The 18,040-nt window shown below is 63.5% G+C and carries 4 protein-coding genes and 11 pseudogenes; 11 read left to right on the top strand and 4 right to left on the bottom strand.

The window, feature by feature from the left end:
• Positions 1-48 precede the first annotated feature (48 nt).
• The 4 pseudogenes from tpx to PspTeo4_RS06140 form a co-directional block, all read right to left on the bottom strand.
• Positions 49-530, bottom strand: a pseudogene (gene tpx / locus PspTeo4_RS06155) (thiol peroxidase); the annotation flags it as partial.
• A gap of 168 nt (positions 531-698) precedes the next feature.
• A pseudogene (locus tag PspTeo4_RS06150) lies at positions 699-1,977 on the bottom strand (serine/threonine transporter).
• 227 nt (positions 1,978-2,204) lie between these two features.
• Positions 2,205-3,399 (bottom strand): annotated as a pseudogene (locus tag PspTeo4_RS06145) (aromatic amino acid transaminase).
• A gap of 389 nt (positions 3,400-3,788) precedes the next feature.
• Positions 3,789-4,812: pseudogene (locus PspTeo4_RS06140) on the bottom strand (Ldh family oxidoreductase).
• Between the two features lie 142 nt (positions 4,813-4,954).
• Between PspTeo4_RS06140 and PspTeo4_RS06135 the strand changes: the two are divergent.
• From PspTeo4_RS06135 to PspTeo4_RS06080, 11 genes and pseudogenes are all read left to right on the top strand, one after another.
• Entirely contained in the window at positions 4,955-5,827 is an 873-nt protein-coding gene (locus PspTeo4_RS06135; protein WP_322362846.1) for a MurR/RpiR family transcriptional regulator, read from the top strand.
• Positions 5,828-5,848: 21 nt separating this feature from the next.
• A pseudogene (locus PspTeo4_RS06130) lies at positions 5,849-6,599 on the top strand (transporter substrate-binding domain-containing protein).
• Positions 6,600-6,742: 143 nt separating this feature from the next.
• Positions 6,743-7,461, top strand: a pseudogene (locus PspTeo4_RS06125) (ABC transporter permease).
• A pseudogene (locus PspTeo4_RS06120) lies at positions 7,458-8,167 on the top strand (ABC transporter permease). Before PspTeo4_RS06125 ends, PspTeo4_RS06120 begins: the two co-directional pseudogenes overlap by 4 nt.
• A 16-nt stretch (positions 8,168-8,183) precedes the next feature.
• Positions 8,184-9,328, top strand: a pseudogene (locus PspTeo4_RS29785) (FAD-dependent oxidoreductase).
• A 174-nt stretch (positions 9,329-9,502) separates the two neighbouring features.
• On the top strand, positions 9,503-10,228 hold the full coding sequence (locus PspTeo4_RS06105; protein ID WP_322364801.1) for an amino acid ABC transporter ATP-binding protein: 726 nt from the start codon (positions 9,503-9,505) through the stop codon (positions 10,226-10,228).
• A gap of 333 nt (positions 10,229-10,561) precedes the next feature.
• Positions 10,562-11,373, top strand: a pseudogene (locus tag PspTeo4_RS06100) (gamma-glutamyl-gamma-aminobutyrate hydrolase family protein).
• A gap of 570 nt (positions 11,374-11,943) precedes the next feature.
• Positions 11,944-12,852, top strand: a pseudogene (gene kdgD, locus PspTeo4_RS06095) (5-dehydro-4-deoxyglucarate dehydratase).
• Positions 12,853-12,955: 103 nt separating this feature from the next.
• Positions 12,956-14,320, top strand: coding sequence for an MFS transporter (locus PspTeo4_RS06090; protein ID WP_322362844.1), 1,365 nt, complete (start codon positions 12,956-12,958; stop codon positions 14,318-14,320).
• A 79-nt stretch (positions 14,321-14,399) separates the two neighbouring features.
• Positions 14,400-15,952: pseudogene (garD, locus tag PspTeo4_RS06085) on the top strand (galactarate dehydratase).
• A 185-nt stretch (positions 15,953-16,137) separates the two neighbouring features.
• Positions 16,138-17,718: an aldehyde dehydrogenase (NADP(+)) gene (locus PspTeo4_RS06080; protein WP_416196902.1), complete on the top strand. Its 1,581-nt coding sequence runs from the start codon at positions 16,138-16,140 to the stop codon at positions 17,716-17,718.
• Positions 17,719-18,040 lie beyond the last annotated feature (322 nt).

The raw sequence follows: 18,040 nt of genomic DNA, 5'->3' as shown, positions 1-18,040 counted from the left end.
CTGCATAAGGCCTGCCCTGCCCTGCGAAACCCTTACTTCAGGACAGCCAGCGCCGCCGTAGTTCGGCTCGTCAGCGATTTCGCCAACCAGCTCGCTGTGCAGCACCTTGTCGTTCTCGTCCAGCACTACGACGGCACGGGCGGCCAGGCCGGCCAGCGGGCCATCGGCGATGGCAACGCCGTAGTTCTGCAGGAACTCGCCACCGCGCAGGGTCGACAGGTTCTTCACGTTCTCCAGGCCTTCGGCACCGCAGAAACGCGCCTGAGCGAACGGCAGGTCGGCGGAGATGCACAGCACCACGGTGTTGGCGACATCGTTGGCCTGGGCGTTGAACTTGCGCACGGAAGTGGCGCAGGTCGGGGTGTCGACGCTTGGGAAGATGTTCAGCACCTTGCGCTTGCCGGCGAAGTCCTTCAGCGAGGTGTCAGCCAGATTGCCAGCGACCAGCGAGAAAGCAGGTGCCTGGCACCGACTTTTGGCAGCTCGCCGTTTACCTGAACCGGGCCGCCTTTGAGAGTCACTTGAGCCATGAACGTAATCCTTATACGGGGTTTGAAAAGGACACTGAGTTAAGCATGAAGGCAGCCGGGTGCCTATGGGGGAAGAAGAAATTGTTTTATTGCCAGACAATTCTTGTGGACAAAAAAATGTCCGGATGGCCACAGACCACCCGGACATTTCTTATTTACCTCGGGGAATCAGCCCATCAGGCCGTATACCACCGAAGTCAGTGCAACCAGGCCAACGACCACGACGAAGACGTTGGACAGCGCACCGCTGTACTTGCGCAACGACGGCACGCGACGGATGGCGTACATCGGCATGAGGAACAGCAGTACCGCGAGGATCGGGCCACCGAGGGATTCAATCATGCCCAGGATGCTCGGGTTGAGCGTGGCAACGATCCAGCACACCACCAGCATCAGTGCGGCGACCACGCGGTCCAGCGCCTTGGCACCTGGGCGCATGCCGGCCTTGGCGATGATGCCCTTAAGGCCTTCGCTGGCGCCGATGTAGTGGCCCAGGAACGACTTGGCGATGGCGATGAAGGCGATCAGCGGCGCGGCAAAGGCGATGGTCGGGTTGCTGAAGTGGTTGGCCAGGTAAGAGAGGATCGACAGGTTCTGCGCCTTGGCCTCGGCCAGCTGGGCGCTGCTGAGGGTCAGCACGCAACTGAAGACGAAGAACAGCACCATGACCACCATCAGCAGGTGGGCGCGAGCCAGGATCTGGCCGCTGCGCTCATCGGCGTGCTCGCCGTAGCGACGCTTCTGGTCGACCGCGAACGCCGAGATGATCGGCGAGTGGTTGAACGAGAAGACCATTACCGGAATCGCCAGCCACAAGGTGTGCAGGAAGGCCGAACCCGACGGTACCTGGTTGGCACTGTCGAGAATGCCGCCGGTCCAGTGCGGCACCAGGTACAGGCCCAGCAGCGCCAGGGCGACGATGAACGGGTAGACCAGCAGGCTCATGACCTTGACCGTGGCCTGCTCGCCGCAACGGACGATGGCCAGCAACCCGAGAATCAGCACGAACGAGAGGATCGCCCGTGGCGGTGGAGCCATGTGCAGTTGGTGCTCCATGAAGCTGCTGACGGTATTGGTCAGCGCCACGCTATAGATAAGCAGAATCGGGAAGATGGCAAAGAAGTACAGCACGGTGATCAGCGCGCCGGCCTTGATGCCGAAATGTTCTTCGACCACCTCGGTGATGTCGCCACCGCTGCGCCCGGACAGCACGAAACGGGTCAGGCCACGGTGGGCGAAATAAGTCATGGGGAACGCCAGTACGGCGAGCACCAGCAATGGCCAGAAGCCGCCAAGGCCGGCGTTGATCGGCAGGAACAAGGTTCCGGCGCCAATGGCTGTGCCGAACAGGCCAGCATCCAGGTGGTATCGTGACGCGACCAGCTGCCGAGGGTGGCGGGGTCGATTCTGCAAAGCGTTGTTCAACGCTTGGGGCCTGCTCATTCATTCCGGGTGAAGCTCCACTCGCAAGACTGCAACAGGCTGAGAATGGCGAAATAGACGATTCGCCCAACTCAACCGGGGAAGAGGGGCGCGATTGTGCCTGCAAAGGTTGCACTTGGGGAAGCCCCGCCCGAGGGACGGTTGCACTTGTGTGTACAGACGGGTTGCACACGGAGGGTGTGGAAGCGGTTTTACCCGCTCCCAAAGGGCCGCAAAGCGGCCCAGGCTACATCACTTCTGGACGGCGGCGAACGCTTCGGCAACCCGTTGCAGGTTGGCCGGACGCAGGCCCGACATGCACACCCGACCGCTGTCGATCAGGTACACGCCGAACTCGTCACGCAGGCGACGCACCTGCTCGACGCTGAAGCCGGTGTAGCTGAACATGCCGCGCTGGCGCAGGAAGAACTGGAAGTCCTGGCCCGGCAGCAGCACCGCCAGGGCATCGACCAGCGCCTGGCGCATCTCGAGAATACGCTTGCGCATGACTTCGACTTCCGCCGCCCACTGGGCGTTCAGGGCCGCATCGCCGAGCACGCCGGCCACCAGCTGGGCGCCGAAGTTGGGCGGGCTGGAATAGTTGCGACGCACGGTGGCCTTGAGCTGGCCGAGCACGCTCTGGGTGGTGGCTTCGTCGTCGCAGACCACCGACAGGCCCCTACCCGCTCGCCGTACAGCGAGAAGATCTTGGAGAACGAGTTGCTGACCAGGCACGGTACGCCGGCGCGGGCCATTTCGCGGATGGCGTAGGCATCTTCCACCAGGCCTTCAGCGAAGCCCTGGTAAGCGATGTCGAGGAACGGATCAGGTTGCGCGCCTTGACCACTTCCACCACTTGTTGCCACTGGTTCTGCTCAAGGTCAGCGCCGGTGGGGTTGTGGCAGCACGGGTGCAGCAGGACGATGCTGTTTTCCGGCAGGGTCTGCAGGGTGGCGAGCATGCCGGCGAAGTCCACGCCACGGGTGGCCTGGTCGAAGTACGGGTAGGTGTGAACCTTGAAACCCGCACCTTCGAAGATGGCGCGGTGGTTGTCCCAGGTCGGGTTGCTGACCCAGACTTCAGAGCCTGGGAAGTAGCGCTTGAGGAAGTCGGCACCGACTTTCAGCGCGCCGGAACCGCCGACGGTCTGCACGGTGGCCACGCGCTTGCCGGTAACGGCCGGGTGGTCAGCGCCGAACAGCAGCGCCTGGATGGCCTGGCGGTAGCTGGCCAGGCCTTCCATCGGCAGGTACAGCGAGGCTTCGTGGTCCTGGCCGGCGATGCGTTTTTCCACCGCATCCACCGCCGCCAGTTGCGGCACCACGCCGGCCTCATCGTAGTACAGGCCGATACTCAGGTTGACCTTGTCGGCGCGCGGGTCGGCCTTGAAGGTTTCCATCAACGAGAGGATCGGGTCGCCGGCATAGGCATCGACATGTTTGAACACAGCGTGCAGCTCCTTGGATCAGGACAGTTCGGAAAGGCTGCCCTGAGGATACCCGGAGTCCGCGCCGAGGAACATCCACTATTGTGCAAGGTTGTCTATGCAAGATTGCATGGCGAGAGAGCTTTTTCGCCCTTTGGACCGCGCGCCGCCGCCGCGGCATCGCGAGCAAGGCTCGCTCCTACGTCTGTTTCGGGCCAATTATTCCTGCGGGATTCGCGCCCGACCGTTTTGGCGCATGACGTGATATCGAATCGTACTAACAAGGCGGTCGCGCGCACCTGCCACAGGCGTTACTGGCCCGAAACAAACGTAGGAGCGAGCCTTGCTCGCGATGCGCGCGGGCGGCGCGCGATCCCAACAAAATCAGAAGACCCAAGCCGTATTCCCGCTCACACAATCATTTTCTGAAGCTCCAACAACTCACTCTGCGTCACCGCCACGCCCTCTTCATCGGCCACCTCGCGCTCCCGGTAACGCCGCTCACCAGGCATCCGCGTCAACCCCACCACTTGCATCTGCTCCACCAGCTCACGGCTGCGCTGGGCAAACCGTTCGCCTTCGGCCTTGCTCGGGTCGATGACGATGATCAACTGCCCGGTCCATGGCGTCTTGGCCCCAGGGTGCCCTGACCAGTCGAACTCCCAGGAAAAATGGCCACCGGTCAAGGCCGCCGCCAGCAGCTCGACCATCATCGACAAGGCCGAACCCTTGTGCCCGCCAAATGGCAGCAACGCGCCCCCTTCGAGAATGGCCTTGGGGTCGGTGGTTGGCTGCCCGTTGGCATCGACACCCATGCCTTCTGGCAATTGCTGGCCGGCGCGGGCGGCGATTTGCACATCGCCATGGGCCATGGCGCTGGTGGCCATGTCGAAGACGATCGGGTCATGTTCGGCGCAGGGCGCGGCGAAAGCGATGGGGTTGGTGCCGAACAACGGCTTGCGTGCGCCATGCGGCACTACACAGGTCATGCTGTTGACCACGCTCAACGCCACCAGGCCTTCATCGGCAAACGGCTCGACATCGGGCCACAGGGCGGCGAAATGGTGTGAATTGTGGATCGCCAGCACGGCGATGCCGGCGCTGCGGGCCTTTTCCACCAGCAGCGCTCGCGCCGCCGCCAAGGCGGGCTGGGCAAAGCCGCCGCCAGCATCGACCCGGACATAACCTGACGCAACGTCAGTCACCTGGGCGTGGCACGGCCATCGACCCAGCCGCTGGCCAGCGTCGAGACATAGCCGGGAATACGGAACACGCCATGGCTGTGGGCCCCATCGCGCTGGGCGCTGGCGCAGTTGTGGGCAAGCACATCGGCCACTGCCTCGCTGCAACCGTGGCGCTGAAAATCGCTTGCAACAGCGCCTGCAGTTCAGTAAACGGCACACGCACGACAGGGCTGGTGGAAGGTGCGGACATCTGAAGCTCCTTTATTGGATTTGGAGTGGCTACAGCGTTGGCAACGACAAAAACTTTCCTGCAAGTGACAGCTATCTGTCAAATATTGACTTGATGACAGAAAACATCCATTTTCTATTTCACGCCTCACCGGAGCAGCAGCATGAGCCAACCGATCAAGCAACGCCTGGAAAACAGCCTGCAAGGGGCCGCCGCCTCGGGTCGCAAGATCGCCAGCTACATGCTCGCCAACCTGCACGAACTGCCGTTCCAGACTTCGGCCAGCATCGCCGCCAAGCTGGGCGTCAGCGAGTCCAGTGTCGGCCGCTTCTGCCGCTCGCTCGGTTACCCTCACCTCAAAGCGCTCAAGCAAGACTTGCAAAGCGACCTGGGCGATGGCCCGTGGCTGGTGGGTGATCGCCTGCAAGAATACCGCCAGAACCACGACCCCAGCGACACCGCTGGCAGCCTGGAACTGGAAATGGCTGCCTTGGTGCGGGTCCACGAATACCGCCAGACCGACGCCTGGCACAAGGTCGCCCAGCGCCTGGCGCAGAAACCCCGGGTGTTTATCGCCGGTTTTCAGACCGAGCGCGGCGTCGCCCTGTGCATGACCCACCTGCTGCAATACCTGCGCGATGGCGTGCAGCAGGTCGATGGCAGCGCCGGGCACTTCGGCGAAGTGTTGCTCGGGCCCGCCGAGCAAAGCGCCCTGGTGGTGTTCGAGGCCCGCCGATATTCACGTCACGCCCTGCTGCTGTGCCAGAAGGCACGGGCCGCCGGCATCCCCGTCACCCTGGTGACCGACACCTTCTGCGACTGGGCCGACGCCCACGCCGACGAGGTGTTCCGCATACCCACCGAGTTCAATCTGTTCTGGGAATCTACCGCCCCCATGCTGTCGTGGGTGCACCTGATGGTCAACGAGGTCTGCAAGAAGCTCGGGCCGGATGTTGAAAGACGCTTGGAAGCAACTGCCGCTCTACATAACGAGTTCGTCGGCTACACCTCGTGGCCGGCGGGCAAACAACAATAGCAAGAGTGCAAGAGGTGCAAGATGAACAAGACCATGGCTATGGTGGGTGCGTGTGCCCTGCTGCTGGCGGCGCCGCCAGTGCCGAGACCCTGCGCTTCGCCACCGAGGGCGCCTACCCGCCCTTCAACTATGTCGATGCCGATAACAAGCTGCACGGCTTCGATATCGACATTACCTACGCCCTGTGCGAGCAGATGAAAGTCGAGTGCACCCTGGTGGCCCAGGACTGGGAAGGCATCATTCCGGCGTTGATGGCGCGCAAATATGACGCCGTGGTCGCCTCGATGATCGACACCGAAGAGCGGCGCAAGAAGATCGCTTTCACCAACCACTATTACCGTACCCGCTGACCGTCGCCGTGGCCAAGGACAGCAAGATCGACGACGCCCAGACCAAGTTCGATGGCTACACCGTCGGCGCCCAGTCTTCGTCCACCCAGGCGATCTATGCCGAGGACGTGTACGCCAAGGCCGGCGCCGATGTGAAACTCTACCCGACCATGGACGAAGCCAACGCCGACCTGGCCGCTGGTCGTCTGGACGGAGTGATCGCCGACAAATTCCCGCTGCATGAGTGGATCAACAAGAACGGCCAGGACTGCTGCAAGATCCTTGGCGATGTGGCCGACACCAAGGCCGATGCCGCCATTGCCGTACGCAAGGACGACGAGGCGCTGCGCCAGCGGTTGAACACCGCCCTGGCCGAGATCGTCGCCAACGGCACCTACAAGAAGATCGCCAGCAAGTACTTCGCCTTCGATATCTATAACTGATCTTCAGGCCAGTTCCTGTGCAAACAGCTGGCTTGTGCATTGCCTGAGCGAGCCTCATCGCCGGCAAGCCGGCTCCCACACAGCATTTGTAGGAGCCGGCTTGCCGGCGATAGGGCCGATCCAGTCAACACAAGGGGTTTGTCATGCTCGATCAATTGTCCTTGCTGTCTTTCGCCAGCGGTGGCTGGGGCCAGGCGCTGCTGGCCGGTGCCCTGGTAACGGTCTCGCTGGCCCTGGCCTGCCTGCCCATCGGCCTGCCCCTGGGCCTGGGTGTGCCATGGCGGCGCGTTCTCGCAAACGCCTGCCTAAAGCCTGGGCGACCACCTTCTCCACCGTGTTTCGTGGTTTGCCAGAACTGCTCACCCTGCTGATCATCTATTACGGCTGCCAGATCGCGGCACAAAAGACACTCGCCGCCCTGGGCTATGAAGGCGAGTTCCTGATCAACACCTTCCTGGCCGCCATGATCGCCTTCAGCCTGGTGTTCGCGGCGTTCTCCAGCGAGATCTGGCTGGCCGCCTTCAAGACCTTGCCCAAAGGCCAGCTGGAAGCCTGCTCGGCCCTTGGCCTGGGCAAGCGCACGGCGTTCTTCAAGGTGGTGCTGCCGCAACTGACGCGCATTGCCCTGCCCGGCCTTTCGAACAACTGGCTGTCGCTGCTCAAGGACACTTCGCTGGTGTCGACCATTTCTTTGGTCGACCTGATGCGCCAGACCAACCTGGCAGTCAGCGTGACCAAAGAGCCAATGTTCTTCTATGGCGTCGCGTGCCTCGGCTACCTGCTGTTCTCGGCGTTGTCAGGGCGGGTGTTCGCCTTCATCGAACGGCGCTGTAACCGTCACCTGCAAGGAGCACGGGCATGAGCTTCGAACAACTGCTGGGCCTGGTGCTCAATCCCGAGCTGCTGGAGCGTTACGGGCCACGATTCGTCGATGGCCTGCTGGTAACCGCCAAGTTGGTGGCCATCTCCTTCAGCCTGGGCGCCGTGTTTGGCCTGCTGCTGGCGTTGGCGCGCATGTCGCGCAGCCTGCTGCTGCAGCGCATGCCGCTGGCTATATCTACTTTTTCCGTGGCTCGCCGCTGCTGGCGCAGCTGTTCCTGCTTTACTACGGCCTGGGTTCGCTCAAAGGCTTCTGGCAGGACGTCGGGCTGTGGTGGTTCTTCCGCGAGGCGTGGTTCTGCACCCTGCTGGCCTTCACCTTGAACACCGCCGCCTACCAGGCCGAAATCTTCCGCGGCAGCCTGATGGCGGTCGCCCCAGGCCAATATGAAGCCGCGCGGGCTTTGAGCCTGAAGCGCTCGACCACCTTCTTCAAAGTGATTCTGCCGCAATCGCTGCTGGTGGCCATCGGCCCGCTGGGCAACGAGCTGATCCTGATGATCAAGGCCAGCGCCATCGCTTCGCTGGTGACCATCTACGACCTGATGGGCGTGACCAAGCTGGCGTTCTCGCGCAGCTTCGACTTCCAGATCTACCTGTGGGCCGCCGTGCTCTACCTGGTGATCGTGGAACTGGTACGGCGCCTGCTGAAACACCTGGAAGCCCGCCTGGGCCGCCACTTGAACTGACCGAAGGATACGTTCCATGCATTGCCAGACCCTTGTCCTCGGCGCCGGCATCGTCGGCGTCAGCACCGCGCTGCACCTGCAAGCCCGCGGTCGCCAGGTGATCCTGATCGACCGCGACGAACCCGGCAGCGGCACCAGCCACGGCAACGCCGGCCTGATCGAGCGTTCGAGCGTGATCCCCTACGCCTTCCCACGCCAGTTCAGCGCCCTGCTGCGCTATGGCCTGAACCGCCAGCCCGATGTGCGCTACAGCCTGTTGCACTTGCCCAAGGCCGCGCCGTGGCTGCTGCGTTACTGGCAACAGTCGTCTCCTGGGCGTCTGGCTAGCGCAGCTGCCGACATGCTGCCGCTGGTGCAGCGCTGCGTCGAGGAACACGACGCACTGATCGACGCAGCCGGCCTCGAGGGGCTGGTGCAGGCCAAGGGCTGGATCGAGGTGTATCGCGACCCGGCGCTGTTCGAACAGGCCAAGGCCGAGGTCAAGGGCCTGGCCCGCTATGGCCTCAAGTACGAGATTCTCGAACGTGGCCAGTTGCAGGCCCGTGAACATCAGCTCGACAGTACGGTGGTCGGTGGCATTCATTGGCTGGACCCGAAAACCGTGAACAACCCCGGCGCCCTCACCCGGGTTACGCGGCGCTGTTCGTGCAGCGCGGCGGGCAGTTTCTGCATGGCGATGCGCGCAGCCTCAATCAGGTGGCCGGGCGCTGGCAAGTGGAGAGCCAACGCGGTCCGATTACCGCTGATGAAGTGGTGGCCTGCCTTGGCCCGCAGTCTGCGCAGGTCTATGAGCGGCTGGGTTACCGCATCCCGTTGGGCATCAAGCGCGGCTATCACATGCACTACGCCACCCGTGAAGGCGCGCAGCTTGAGCATGCGGTCTGTGATACCCAGGGCGGCTACGTACTGGCGCCGATGGCCCGTGGTGTACGCCTGACCACCGGCATCGAATTCGCCGCCAGCGATGCGCCGGGCAATGAAATCCAGCTGCAGCGTTGCGAGGCCCTGGCCCGCCAACTGTTTCCGGCCCTTGGCGAGCGCCTGGACGACCGCCCCTGGCTTGGCCGGCGCCCCTGCCTGCCAGACATGCGCCCGGTGATCGGGCCGGCCCCTAGGCACAAGGGCTGTGGTTCAACTTCGGCCATGCCCACCACGGCCTGACCCTGGGCCGGTCAGCGGCCGCCTGCTGGCCGAACTGGTCACCGGCGAACGCCCATTCACCGACCCTGCGCCTTACAGCGCCGCACGTTTCGACTGAACCCACGCGGGAGAACAACAATATGACCGCCCCCTGAACGTTGCCAGCCTTGCCCTGAACCCGACGCGCGCCCGACGCTGATCAGCATCGATGGCCTTAACAAGCACTATGGCGCCTTCCATGTACTGCGTGACATCGACCTGAAGGTGCGCGAAGGCGAGCGCATCGTGCTGTGCGGCCCGTCCGGCTCGGGCAAGTCGACGCTGATCCGCTGCATCAACCGCCTGGAAGTGGCCGAACAAGGCACCATACGGGTCGACGGCACCGACCTCGCCGCTACCACCCGCCAGGCCGCCCAGGTGCGCAGCGAGATCGGCATGGTGTTCCAGCACTTCAACCTGTTCCCGCACATGAGCGTGCTCGACAATTGCCTGCTGGCCCCTACCAGCGTGCGCGGGCTGTCGCGCAAGGACGCCGAGGAACGCGCGCGGATGTACCTGAGCAAGGTCGGCATCGAAAGCCAGGCGCACAAGTACCCCAACCAGCTCTCCGGCGGCCAGCAGCAACGCGTGGCGATCGCTCGGGCACTGTGCATGAAGCCACGGATCATGCTATTCGACGAACCAACCTCGGCGCTCGACCCGGAAATGGTCGCCGAGGTGCTGGATGTGCTGGTGCAACTGGCCGGCACGGGCATGACCATGCTGTGCGTGACCCATGAGATGGGCTTTGCCCGGCAGGTGGCCGAGCGGGTGCTGTTCCTGGAGGGTGGGCAGATCATCGAGGACAGCCCGCCGCAGGTGTTCTTCAGCCAGCCGCGGACGGCGCGGGCCAAGGCGTTTCTAGCGCAGATACTGCATTGAGCCGGCTTGCCGGCGATAGGGCCAGTAGCGCCGCCATCATTGCACCGCTGCAATGACCCAACTGCATCGTTAAATATAATTGACCTAAGCCCCTGCCAAACCCTTTGCCGCCTGAGGCTCGCAAGGGTTTAACCCCCGAATTTCGGCGCCCAACCCCCCAAAGCCCCTGTCAGTCGTTTGACATATCGAACGGCTCTGGCAATCTATCTCTCAAGCCCCGACCGGAATCGTCGACTCGGACGAGCCGGCAGTGCTCGGGGTTCAGGCAGCACACAAGGCCAAGGCCGTGCGCCTGCACAACAACGACAGGTCGGACCTGTCTCAAGGTGACATATGTCCAACAGCAACATTGGCAGCAAACAACCCTCCCTGCGCAAACCCGTCGTCCTGATGACCATGGGCATGCAAGAGCGCAAAGGCCATGACTACCAGGTCATGACCCACAAATACATCACTCCGCTGGTCGAGTTCTCCGATTGCGTCCCGGTACTGGTGCCCACCTGCTGCGGCGTCGAAGACCTGGAGACCTACCTGGACATGGCCGACGGCGTGTACCTGACCGGTGCCGGCAGCAACATCGACCCGACCCTGTACGGCCAGGAAAACGAAACCCCAGGCAAAGGCCAGGACAAGAACCGCGACCTGTTCGACATGCCGCTGGTCAAGGCGGCCATCAAGCGTGGCCTGCCGATCTTCGGCATCTGCCGTGGCATGCAGGAAATCAACGTGGCCCTGGGTGGTGATATCTACCAGAAGGTCTACGCAGAACCTGGTTTCAACGACCACCGTGAAAACCCGGAAGACCCGGTGGACGTGCAGTACGCTCAGGTCCATAGCGTGAAGATCAAGCCGGGCAGCTGGCTGCGTGACACCCTCGGCACCGACGAAATCCGCGTCAACTCGCTGCATGGCCAGGCCTGCGCAACCTCGGTGAAGGCATCGAGCCTATCGCCCACGCCGAAGACGGCCTGGTCGAGGCGATTCACGCACCGAGCATTTCGCCCTTCCTCTTCGCCGTGCAATGGCACCCGGAGTGGCAGGCTGCGAAGAACCCTGACTCGATCAAGATGTTCCAGGCCTTTGGCGACGCCTGCCGCGCCCAGGTCCGCAAGGCCCAGGGCAGCCACCGCCACCTGGCGGCCTGACCCTCAGCTTCGTTAGCTTTGATCGCGGGCGGCGCAATGTCGCCCCCGTTTCCTCGGTCACCCTCTGCTGGTCCCAGAATACTTCCCGTGGAAGCGGGCGGCGGGCTTGTGCCTGTCTCCGCGATCGTTTTTTCCCTCCCCTTCAAGAGATACGATGACTGATTGGTTGTCGTGACATTTTCTGCGCCTGGGAGATCGCGCGCCGCCCGCGCGCCGCCCGCGCGGCGCATCGCGAGCAAGGCTCGCTCCTACGTTTGTTTCGGGCCAGTTATTCCTGCGGGAAAAGCGCGCGACCGCTTTGCGCACGGCGCGATATCGAGCTGAACAAACAAGGCGGTCGCGCGCGCCTGCCACAGGCGTTATTGGCCGTAAACAAACGTAGGAGCGAGCCTTGCTCGCGATGCGCCGCGCGGGCGGCGCGCGATCCACGCCCCACCGCAAATCCCGAGACGAGCCACCCCCACCTAAAAATTTCTGCGCAGGGACTAGTCATCGCACAAGTTGTACGATAACTTACCTCCAACGCAGAACATCACCCTTCACCCCAAGCGCCATAGGATGCCTACAACAATGACTCCACAAGAACTCAACCATCCTCTCCCACGGCCTGCTGTCGTTCCCCGTAACCGACTTCAATGCCCAGGGCGACTTCAACCAGGCTGGCTACATCAAGCGCCTGGAATGGCTCGCCCCCATGGCGCCAGCGCCCTGTTCGCTGCCGGCGGCACCGGTGAGTTCTTCTCGCTGGCTGCCAGCGAATACAGCCAGATCATCAAGACCGCCGTCGACACCTGCGCCAAGTCGGTGCCAATCCTCGCCGGCGTCGGCGGCTCTACCCGCCAGGCCATCGAATACGCGCAAGAAGCTGAGCGCCTGGGCGCCAAAGGCCTGCTGCTGCTGCCGCACTACCTGACCGAAGCCAGCCAGGACGGCGTTGCCGCCCACGTCGAAGCCGTGTGCAAATCGGTGAACATCGGTGTGGTGGTTTACAACCGCAACGTCTGCCGCCTGAACGCCGACCTGCTGGAAAAGCTGGCCGAGCGCTGCCCGAACCTGATCGGCTACAAGGATGGCCTGGGCGACATCGAGCTGATGGTGTCGATCCGTCGCCGCATGGGCGACCGTTTCAGCTACCTGGGTGGCCTGCCGACTGCCGAGGTGTATGCTGCGGCTTACAAGGCCTTGGGCGTGCCGGTCTACTCGTCGGCGGTGTTCAACTTCATCCCGAAAACCGCGATGGACTTCTACCACGCCATCGCCAAGGACGATCACGCCACCGTTGCCAAGCTGATCGACGATTTCTTCCTGCCATACCTGGACATCCGTAACCGTAAAGCCGGTTACGCCGTGAGCATCGTCAAGGCTGGCGCCAAGATCGCCGGTTACGACGCAGGCCCGGTGCGTACCCCGCTGACCGACCTGACCAACGAAGAATACGAAATGCTCGCAGCTCTGATGGACAAGATGGGTCCGCAATAAGCGACCCCTGCGGCCTGCCATTGCCGCACCCGGAGTGGGCTGCCCCCACTCCGGTTACAACTCGTGAGCCCGCACAAAAATAACTAGTGGGAGATTTACCAGCATGCAAGCGACTAAAAAGACGCATGTGCGCTACCTGATCCTGTTCATGCTGTTCCTGGTGACCACGATCAACTATGCCGACAGAGCTACCATCGCCATCGCAGGCTCCAGCCTGCAGAAAGACCTCGGCATTGACGCCGTAACCCTCGGTTATATCTTCTCCGCCTTCGGATGGGCTTACGTGGCTGGCCAGATTCCTGGTGGCTGGCTGCTCGATCGTTTCGGTTCCAAGAACGTCTACGCCTTCAGTATCTTCACCTGGTCGCTGTTCACCCTGCTGCAGGGCTTCGTCGGCGGTCTGCCGGTGGCCTGGGCGGTCGTGACCCTGTTCACCCTGCGCTTTCTGGTCGGTTTCGCCGAAGCCCCGTCGTTCCCGGGCAACGCCCGCATCGTCGCGGCCTGGTTCCCTACCCAGGAACGCGGTACGGCCTCGGCGATCTTCAACTCGGCGCAATACTTCGCCACTGCGCTGTTCGCTCCAATCATGGGCTGGATCGTGTTCAGCTTCGGCTGGGAGCACGTGTTCGTGGTCATGGGTGCACTCGGCATCGTGTTCTCGATGGTGTGGCTGAAGACCATCTACAACCCGCGCCAGCACCCGCGTATCAGCCAGGACGAGCTCGAACACATCGAGCAGAACGGCGGCCTGGTGGACATGGACCAGAAACGCGGCGCCAACACAGGGCCGAAGTGGGGCTACATCAAGCAACTGCTGACCAGCCGCATGCTCCTGGGCGTGTACCTGGGCCAGTACTGCATCAACGCCATCACCTACTTCTTCCTCACCTGGTTCCCGGTGTACCTGGTGCAGGAACGTGGCATGACCATCCTCAAGGCGGGCTTCATCGCCTCGCTGCCAGCGGTTTGCGGCTTCATTGGCGGGGTGCTCGGCGGTGTGATTTCCGACTGGCTGCTGCGCCGTGGCAACTCGCTGACCTTCGCCCGCAAGCTGCCGATCGTCTGTGGCCTGCTGCTGTCGACCACCATGGTGTTCTGCAACTACGTCGATGCCGAATGGATGGTCGTGGGCTTCATGACCCTGGCCTTCTTCGGCAAAGGCATCGGTGCACTGGGCTGGGCGGTGGTCGCCGACACCTCGCCCAAGCAGATCGCCGGCCTCTCCGGTGGCCTGTTCAACACCTTCGGCAACATCGCCTCGATCACCACGCCGATCGTCATCGGCTACATCATCAGTGCCACCGGTTCGTTCAAGTGGGCACTGGTGTATGTCGGTGCCAACGCGCTGGTGGCGGTGTTCAGCTACCTGGTGATCGTCGGCCCGATCAAGCGGATCGAGTTGCGCGACGACCCAAAGGTTGAAGCCGAGCCAGGCGCCACCGGCGAACTGGCCAGCTCGCGCCACTGAAAGAACACGCCCGCGCCGGCAGCCGCCGTGCGCGGGCGGACGTACAAAAGCCTGAGAACCTGACAAGTAGGGCCCCAACATGCAGTTGATCGAACACTCCGACTCGCCCCGCTACGTCCGCCTTCACGATGACGACAATGTCGTAGTCGTGGTCAACGACGGTGGCCTGGGCGAAGGCGCCCGTTTCGCCGACGGCCTGACCCTGATCGAAGGTGTGCCGCAAAGCCACAAGGTGGCCACTGTGGACATCGCCAAGGGCGAGCCGGTGCGCCGCTACGGGCAGATTATCGGCTACGCCCTCGAAGACCTGCGCCAGGGCAGCTGGGTGCAGGAGAGCCAGCTATCCATGCCGTCGGCCCCCGAGCTGGACAGCCTGCCGCGCTGCGACGCGGTGCCTGCCCCCTGCCGCCGCTGGACGGCTTCACTTTCGAAGGCTACCGCAACGCCGACGGCACCGTCGGCACCCGCAACATTCTCGGTATCACCACCACCGTGCAATGCGTTACCGGCGTGCTCGAACACGCGGTCAAGCGCATCCGCAGCGAACTGCTGCCCAAATACCCCAACGTCGACGACGTGGTTGCCCTGACCCACAGCTACGGCTGCGGCGTGGCCATCAACGCGCGCGATGCCTACATCCCGATCCGTACCGTGCGCAACCTGGCGCGCAACCCGAACCTGGGTGGCGAGGCGCTGGTGATCAGCCTGGGTTGCGAAAAGCTCCAGGCCGGCCAGGTGATGCACGAGAACGACCCATCGGTGGACCTCAGCGAGCCTTGGCTGTACCGCCTGCAGGATGCCAGCCTCGGTTTTGTCGAAATGATCGAGCAGATCATGGAACTGGCCGAAACCCGCCTGAAGAAGCTCGACCAACGCCGCCGTGAAACCGTGCCGGCCAGCGAACTGATTCTGGGCATGCAGTGCGGCGGCAGCGATGCCTTCTCCGGCATCACCGCCAACCCGGCCCTGGGCTTTGCCGCCGACCTGCTGGTGCGTGCCGGCGCCACCGTGCTGTTCTCCGAAGTGACCGAAGTGCGCGACGCCATCTACATGCTCACCTCCCGCGCCGAGAACCAGGAAGTCGCCGACGCCCTGGTGCGCGAGATGGACTGGTACGACCGCTACCTGCAACAAGGCGCGGCCGACCGCAGCGCCAACACCACGCCGGGCAACAAGAAGGGCGGCTTGTCCAATATCGTCGAAAAATCCCTGGGTTCGATCGTCAAGTCCGGCAGCGGCGCCATCCAGGGTGTGCTCGGCCCTGGCGAGCGGGTCAATCGCAAAGGCCTGATCTTCTGTGCCACCCCAGCCAGCGACTTCGTCTGCGGCACCCTGCAGCTGGCTGCCGGCATGAACCTGCACGTGTTCACCACCGGCCGTGGCACGCCTTACGGCTTGGCCATGGCACCGGTAGTCAAGGTCTGCACCCGTACTGAACTGGCCCAACGCTGGCCCGACCTGATCGACGTCGACGCCGGGCGCATCGCCAGTGGCCGTTCGACCATCGAAGAACTGGGCTGGGAGCTGTTCCACTACTACCTGGACGTGGCCAGCGGCCGCAAGCAGACCTGGGCCGAACAGCACAAGTTGCACAACGACATCACCCTGTTCAACCCGGCGCCGATCACCTGATGCCCCGTCATGCTCGGTGTCCGACAGTGACGCTCCCCCTGTGGGAGCGGGTTTACCCGCGAACACCGGCGAAGCCGGTGCCATGTTCCGCGACGACTGCTTCGCGGGTAAACCCGCTCCCACAAAGACCGAGCACGACCTTCAAGTAAACATTCTCTCGTCACTTCCCTCTACAGGAGCACCCCATGCCTGAGATCCTCGGCCACAACTTCATCGCCGGCCAGCGCAGCGCCGCCGGCCCACAGCGCCTGCAGAGCCTGGACGCCACCACTGGCGAGGCCCTGCCCTTCAGCTTCGCCCAGGCCACCGAGGCCGAAGTCGACCAGGCCGCCAACGCTGCCAAGGCTGCCTTCGCCGAGTTCCGCCAGCTGAGCCCGGCCCGCCGCGCCGAATTCCTCGACGCCATTGCCGCCGAACTGGATGAACTGGACGACGCCTTCGTCGCCATTGTCTGCCGTGAAACCGCGTTGCCAGCCGGCCGTATCCAGGGCGAGCGTGGCCGCACCAGCGGCCAGATGCGCCTGTTCGCCCAAGTGCTGCGCCGTGGCGACTTCCTCGGTGCACGTATCGACCTGGCCCTGCCAGAGCGCCAACCGCTGCCACGCGTCGACCTGCGCCAGATGCGCATCGGCGTCGGCCCGGTGGCCGTGTTCGGCGCCAGCAACTTCCCGCTCGCCTTCTCCACCGCCGGTGGCGATACCGCTGCCGCCTTCGCCGCCGGCTGCCCGGTGGTGTTCAAGGCCCACAGCGGCCACATGGCCACCGCCGACCTGGTCGGTGCCGCGATCATCCGCGCCGCCGAACGTACCGGCATGCCCAAAGGCGTGTTCAACATGGTCTTTGGTGGCGGCGTCGGCGAGTGGCTGGTCAAGCACCCGGCCATCCAGGCAGTCGGTTTCACCGGTTCGCTCAAAGGCGGCGATGCCCTGTGCCGCATGGCCGCCGAGCGTCCACAGCCGATTCCGGTATTCGCCGAGATGTCCAGCATCAACCCGGTGATCATCCTGCCGGGAGCCTTGGCCAAGCGTGGCGAAGCCATCGCCCGTGAGCTGGCAGGTTCCGTATGCCTGGGCGCCGGCCAGTTCTGCACCAACCCGGGCCTGGTGATCGGCCTGCAATCGCCGCAGTACAGCCAGTTGCTGGCTGACCTGGGCCAGCAACTGGACCAGCAAGCCGGCCAAACCATGCTTAACGCTGGCGGCCTGCGCAGCTACGTCGGCGGCCTCGAGCACCTGCACGCCCACACCGGTATCGAGCACCTGGCCGGCCAGCCGCAAGAAGGCAGCCAGGCCCGCGCCCAACTGTTCAAGGCCGATGCCCGCCTGCTGGTCGATTCCGACCCGCTGCTGCAGGAAGAAGTATTTGGCCCGACCACCGTGGCCGTTGAAGCCAAGGACAACGCCGAACTGCGCGCCGCCCTGCTGGGCCTGCGCGGCCAACTGACCGCCACGTTGATCGGCGAGCCTGAGGACTTCGAAGCCTTCGCCTGGCTGGTGCCGTTGCTGGAAGAAAAAGTAGGCCGCATTCTGGTCAACGGTTACCCGACCGGCGTGGAAGTGTGCGATGCGATGGTACATGGCGGGCCATACCCGGCAACGTCCGATGCCCGTGGTACCTCGGTCGGCACCCTGGCCATCGACCGCTTCCTGCGCCCGGTGTGCTACCAGAACTACCCGCAGGCGCTGCTGCCTGAAGCGCTGCGTGACAGCAACCCGCTGGGGCTGCGTCGCCTGGTCAACGGGCAGTGGAGTGATGGGGCGATCTGATTGTCCTGATACAAAGAAAGCCCCGCATATGCGGGGCTTTTTTAGTGTGTCCGGCGTCAGGTTTGCGCCGTTCAGTAGATCGAGCGCCGCCCGCGCGCGCATCGCGAGCAAGGCTCGCTCCTACGTTTTTTCGGGCCAGTAATGTCTGTGACAGACGCGCGCGACCGCCTTGTTCGTTCGACGCGACTTCGAGTCGTGCGCCAAAGCGTTCGCGCGCAACTTCCGCAGGAATAATTGGCCCGAAACAAACGTAGGAGCGAGCCTTGCTCGCGATGCGCCGCGCGGGCGGCGCTCAATCTAACAGGCACCGAACCTTCCAAGG

Source organism: Pseudomonas sp. Teo4 (assembly GCF_034387475.1).
Lineage (GTDB): Bacteria > Pseudomonadota > Gammaproteobacteria > Pseudomonadales > Pseudomonadaceae > Aquipseudomonas.
The sequence above is the reverse complement of the archived record's forward strand: the minus strand, read 5'-3'. Positions and strand labels throughout refer to the sequence as shown.

Coding starts and splice junctions, on each gene's coding strand:
- PspTeo4_RS06135 (WP_322362846.1), top strand. CDS start 4,955: ATGAGCCAACCGATCAAGCAACGCCTGGAAAACAGCCTGCAAGGGGCC.
- PspTeo4_RS06090 (WP_322362844.1), top strand. CDS start 12,956: ATGCAAGCGACTAAAAAGACGCATGTGCGCTACCTGATCCTGTTCATG.
- PspTeo4_RS06080 (WP_416196902.1), top strand. CDS start 16,138: ATGCCTGAGATCCTCGGCCACAACTTCATCGCCGGCCAGCGCAGCGCC.